Here is a 5,364-nt window from a genome sequence, read left to right as displayed (position 1 = left end):
TCGTTAGGCGGTACGTCGGGGAGTTTTTCGCCTATTTGTTTTAACCAATAAATTACGGTTGTATGGTGAACTCCTTTATCACGCTCAATGGCTCGAAATCCCATGCCATTAACGTATGACCTTAAACATTCTTGCTTGATTTCATCTGAGTATCCTTTTGGTGGACTGTAAACATCGATAAATTGACGACCACAATTGACGCAAATGTGATGAAAGTTTACCTCTTCGTTTACCATTTTTTCTAATTTCAGTAGAGTCGCAGTATGGACATTGCACAGTAAATGACCTCAATTCATCCCTCTATTATGCAACGCCGGAGGTAGGAGAATTTTTTCTGTTAAATCATCCAACTGAGCCTCTTGAAGAGAAAATGGGCTAATCATATTTTTTGATGTGCCATGATGATTTCGATTGTCTAAATTTCGGTTGAACGGCGATTGCATTTCTCTTGGTATGCAATCGCCTTTTTCACTTCATAGATTTCTTACACATCTGCATTCGCATCTGTAGCAGGTAGGAGAATTTTCTCTTGACAGTTACCTACTTCAAGCGAGAGGTTACTTGCTGTACTCTGTGTCACGATTGCGCTTATCTGTAATTGCGTATTCCATGCGATTGCTCTTATCTTGGGGGAGCAATCGCCTTTTCTACCTTCAGCAACTTACGCCGCTACTGTCGCTCGGACTCCCAAGGCTGCAATCACAAGTTCTGCACTAGCAGCTACGCGATTGACTCCGTACTGTCTTGGTCTTGCGTACCAAACTTCTTGATTGCACCCGACGAAGCCGACAAAACGCCCGTCTTGGTAGAGTTTGGTGCTGAATCCCAACCAATCAATTTCGCCGTGATATAGACCAAAAACAGCGCAAGCTTTTTCCAATTCATCGCTTAAACGTTCGTTGCGTTCTCTCGGTGTTTCTTGTAATGTTGCTTTTACCTCTGCAACTCTTTTTGCGAACCAGTCTCGGTCAAATGGGAGTCGTCCGCCTTTCACGAACTGCACCCATACCGTGATTCCGCCTTCGATCCAGATCGTCCGAACAGATTCCGGTTCGACTTGAATAATCTCGCCAATGATGCGACGGTCACGAGCAGTCAAGGGGTCTTGGGTTGGGGCTACAGCTTCGGCTTGGGTTTCGAGGTGGGTGTCGAGTTCTGCTTGGGCTATCGCTTGCTCGTCTTTGAAGGGAGTATCTGCAATTATTGTTTGATTGAGTTTGAAACTTGAGGGTGCTTGTTGTGTGTAAACGGATTGCGTCATAATAAGGATCTCCTGCCTCTACACGGGGTTAGGTTTTTACAGAGGGTGATCACAAACTTTGGACGGGGAGTGATCACCTTTTGATCTGAGCAAATAAAAGCTGATTTGTGAAACCGCTTTACTTATCCCATAAATCTAAGATACTATTTTGTTAATACTTTTATCAATACATTGTTAATACTTGTAGATGATGTATGTCCTGGAAGTTGATAAGCTATGTTTATACACTTGCTAATACAACTTGCTATTGATAGCGTGTAAGTTGAAAGTTATAAACAACGAGAATTGAGATGGCAGCAGACAAACAGATAATTATTAGGATCTCTGAAGACAAAAAAGAGGCTTTTATGAATAAAGCCAAAGCTAGCAATACCTCTGTATCCAAGTTGTTAATGGATTTTATTGATTCTTATTTAGCTGAAAAGCCAGTAAATGAGCTTGATCCAGAGTTAGTAAAGCTGAAATCAGAAGTCGCCGAAATGAAGCAGCAGTTTATGCAGTGGCAACAACAGCAGTACGAAATGTTGGGGGAATCCGCCGCCTGAGAGAAGAGAATAGTACTCTCAGGCAATGGCGAGAGCAAGTTACTAAGGCAATAAGCGACAAACCAGCTAGGGAAACTTAGCTGGTTTGTTTTTTGATAGGTTGATTTGTATTAACAGTTTTGCTAATGTTAATACATTAATCCTAATCCGGCTTATTTTCGGAGTCCAAATGGTTTCAACAATACAAAATCCCCAGGCCACAATGGGGGCAAATTCCGTTCGCCTATATAAGCGGCTAACAATAAGTCAAAAACGCCGTAAAAGACTGGATTTAATTGCCAAGTATGGTTGGCGGTGCTTCTGGTGCAACAGTGTCATAATCCCAAACACGCTGACTATGTTTTTTGCCTGTATATACAGCATATAAAGGTGAAACAATGCTGACACTAGACTGTTCCGAAACAACCTCAGCCATTGGCTACAGCAATCTCAACATAAGCATTCAGGAAACCTTCGCTGCCATAGGCCGATTTGAGTGGCAGGTATCGGATGAACTGCGGTTGATGCGAGATAACAAATATTACCGAGATGGTACATATACTAGCTTTGAAGACTACTGCGAAAGCGAATTGACCAAACACGGGGGATATCGCAAGGTTAAAGATTTATTTGCAGCAAAGCGAGTGGTTGAAACTTTACCTGAAGATTTGAGGGGCAAGATCACTAAACCATCTCAAACCCGATCCCTACTCCGTCTGGTAAAAACACCTGACAAGCTTCAAGAAGCTGTTGCGATCGCAGCCAAAGAAAAACCCTTCCCAACTGCCGCCGATTTTGCCAAAGCAGTGCAGCAGGTTGCACCAATAGTTAAACGCGCCGCAAAAAGCGAAAACCCTAAAACGCAATTGTGTAATTCTGTCACTGTTTCTTCCCTTTCACATCCTCGTTATGGGGATTCGGGGGTGATTGAGGCAGACGCACCAAACCATTGGCAGCAGATTGTGACTTTTCCTGATGGTGAAAGACTTTTGGTCAACAATGCTGATTTGGATGCCCCAAGCGTTCCCTTTCCCAGAGAACGCACTTACCCCGTAGAATATACCGAAGCGATCACAGCACTCGAAGAACAGCATAAACAGGAACTAGAGAGACTTTCCCAAGAAATGAGGATTGGTTTGCAAACAGAGGCCACAGCCAGAGCCGAAGCCCAGGTACAAGAGCAAATTCAATCCTTGCAACAACTGTTCAAACAACAGAAAGAGCAAAACATCCAGTTACAGCAACGGCTGGATGAAATGGAGGGGTTGAGAAAGCTGGAGACTGAGAACCAGCAGCTTAGGCAGCGCATTCAGGATTTAGAAAATTCTAAAGAGCCTCGGACTGGACAAGATTGGGGAAATACTTACACTCAACAAGGGGCTAAAGCGTTAAACAAGAAAGTTCCGCAAGCTCTGGAGAAGACAATTGATCTGCGATCGCTAGCGCAGGAACCCCCCAAAGAAAATGCCCAGGAATGCTTACGGCTGATGGGTATGGCATTGAAGAATCTCGCCACCGCTATGAACAATACCCAAGCGTTCGAAGCTGCGGCGATAATTCTGGGGAGTGAACCTATACCATCTGCGATCGCATATCGAGCCGAGCAATTGTCAATGCTACCCCAAGCTGTTAGTGATATTAGGTCAGTGCTGGCTAAACCAGGGTGTACTTGGCAGGACTATTTGGCAGTGGCGCAAGAGTATGAGGTGATTAAATCAGACTACTGGACGGAACTAAGCACAGAGGAAACAGATTTAATAACTGCACTCCAAAAAGCATCCTCTCAACCGGACACTATTGGCATCGGCTCTATTGTTGCCCATGCTGATCCATATCGTACTTTGTATGTCGAGAGGGGTGAGGTGATGCAAGATTTAGGCGAGGAAGTGGTGGTTGCCTGGGATCACTGGCGAAACCAGCCCAAGAAAACTGATAGGTATTTCCGAGACGAATTGAGATTCTGGCAGCCTGAATAGCCCTGTTTAGTCACTCTCGGAAAACAATAATCGAAGCAAGATTCTGAAACTTTGATTTAATCAAGCTTTGAGCCTTTATTTTCTAACAGTAACTAAAGTTTGTAGCCAAAACCTGAAGATTAAAGCTCTCAAAGGCTTTCAGCGATTAGGTTCTCCCAGAATGACAAAACAGGGATAGGCTTTCAATGTACTGATGACCTTTTAGACAACTAAATACAAGTAACAAGCCCCGCATCCCAGTGAGGGAAATTTCCGTGCGTCAACATAAACAGGAGATTGTAAAATGACTGCAACCATTACCCGTCCCAAACCCAAAAAGGCTGCTACTAAACCACAGTCACCATACAAAAGACTTCATGTGATTATTCCCATAGAAGATTTGCTGTGGGCTTCGCAGCAAAAACCATCAATTACGCAATTATGGCAGGAGTGCTGGACGGCTGACCCCTATGGTTCCCGGTGGATGCCTTTGACTTCTGCTTTGGGATACAGTACTTTTATCTCTGCAAAGAAAATTCTTTCTGAAAGTGGATTGTTCATTTTCAAGCCGGACAAGTCGATTCAGGATAGCCGAGAAACCGTTGTCTGGATGGTGAAGAATTTACATGGCAGCCGAATGAAGGAGTTTTGGGAGAAAGCTAATTCTCTTAATCAGCCTCACGCGCCCTTGGGGGGCGCTTCGCCTCAGACTGTTCAAGGCGTGTCAGAGAAGGAGGAAGAGTTACCTGCGGTAACGGAGTGTACGACGCTAGCGCTTGTAGATGCTGTACAGGGTGAATCCGCTTCGTTGTTGGCTGAAAATCAGGACTGTGGCGTTGAGCCGAGAGACTGTCATGAAGGTACTGGTTCCGCCGCGCCGCCTGCCCAAATTGAAAAATCTTCAACTTCTGCGATCGCAGATCAGAAAATAGAACCGAGTTGCCCCTCTGCTGAATTGATGACTGAAAATTCAGTTTCAGGTGTAGAAATGAAAGCGGATCATGAAGGCGAAGGTTCCGCCGTGCTTGTCACTGAAAAATGGTCGCATGAGGCGATTGTTGCAAGGGCAAATGCGCGACCTGTAAGAAGGGAAAAACTGAATCGAGCGGCGAATTCAGGCGAGAATCCGGGGTTTGATTTCTTGCAAGAGTGCTGGAATGATGATCCGGCTTTGCAGATTGTGATCAAGAAGTTGCTGGTGAAGTTTCCGCAGTGGGGTATTGCGGTTGTTGATGGGGTACTGGTGAAGTGGGATGAGTAGCGTTCGTCATAGTTTGAGGGCTACGTTTGTAAAGGTTTGTAAAATTTTTAAGTTCCTGCGAAAAACCGGAGTTTTCGGATGAAAACTTAGTAGCCTAATTATTGGCTATTTAATAGCTAGTAACTTGATTTATGCTTAACTAAAGTTGGCTGCTGCTATTGATGGAGGCTTGCAATGTCAGGTTTGGGTTTTACTCATTGGGGTGGTCTAGCAGCTATCGCCGTCGGTGTAAGCTTTTGTACCGTTGATTAGACTTGTCCGAAAACTCCAAAGCCAGACTGTTCAAAGCTTTGAGAGCAAGCTTTGATATCTTCGTGAAAACGTAATCATAAAGCTTTGAGATAGTTACTGATAGTTTAGAGC

4 protein-coding genes and 1 pseudogene are annotated in these 5,364 nt (G+C 44.4%); 3 read left to right on the top strand and 2 right to left on the bottom strand.

The features are described from left to right. Positions 1-276: pseudogene (locus H6G97_RS44560) on the bottom strand (IS1/IS1595 family N-terminal zinc-binding domain-containing protein); the annotation flags it as partial. 385 nt (positions 277-661) lie between these two features. Next, positions 662-1,261 carry a hypothetical protein gene (locus H6G97_RS44555; RefSeq protein WP_190946874.1) on the bottom strand — a complete coding sequence of 200 codons (600 nt, stop codon included), beginning with the start codon at positions 1,259-1,261 and terminating at the stop codon, positions 662-664. Positions 1,262-1,551: 290 nt separating this feature from the next. Between H6G97_RS44555 and H6G97_RS44550 the strand changes: the two genes are divergently transcribed. The 3 genes from H6G97_RS44550 (at position 1,552) to H6G97_RS44540 (ending at position 5,001) form a co-directional block, all read left to right on the top strand. Continuing rightward, positions 1,552-1,806, top strand: a complete 255-nt coding sequence (locus H6G97_RS44550) for a hypothetical protein (RefSeq protein WP_109013241.1) — start codon at positions 1,552-1,554, stop codon at positions 1,804-1,806. A 377-nt stretch (positions 1,807-2,183) separates the two neighbouring features. Continuing rightward, positions 2,184-3,761, top strand: coding sequence for a hypothetical protein (locus H6G97_RS44545; protein WP_190946873.1), 1,578 nt, complete (start codon positions 2,184-2,186; stop codon positions 3,759-3,761). Positions 3,762-4,044: 283 nt separating this feature from the next. After that, complete coding sequence (locus H6G97_RS44540; RefSeq protein WP_190946872.1) at positions 4,045-5,001, top strand: hypothetical protein; 957 nt, start codon at positions 4,045-4,047, stop codon at positions 4,999-5,001. Positions 5,002-5,364: the final 363 nt, after the last annotated feature.

The sequence above is a fragment of the Nostoc flagelliforme FACHB-838 genome (genome assembly GCF_014698065.1).
In the GTDB taxonomy this organism is placed as follows: Bacteria; Cyanobacteriota; Cyanobacteriia; order Cyanobacteriales; family Nostocaceae; genus Nostoc; species Nostoc flagelliforme_B.
This window is presented reverse-complemented; position numbering and strand designations above follow the sequence as displayed.

Excerpts from the sequence above, each read along its gene's own strand:
- H6G97_RS44550 (WP_109013241.1), top strand. The coding sequence starts at position 1,552 with ATGGCAGCAGACAAACAGATAATTATTAGGATCTCTGAAGACAAAAAA.
- H6G97_RS44540 (WP_190946872.1), top strand. The coding sequence starts at position 4,045 with ATGACTGCAACCATTACCCGTCCCAAACCCAAAAAGGCTGCTACTAAA.
- H6G97_RS44555 (WP_190946874.1), bottom strand. The coding sequence starts at position 1,261 with ATGACGCAATCCGTTTACACACAACAAGCACCCTCAAGTTTCAAACTC.
- H6G97_RS44545 (WP_190946873.1), top strand. The coding sequence starts at position 2,184 with ATGCTGACACTAGACTGTTCCGAAACAACCTCAGCCATTGGCTACAGC.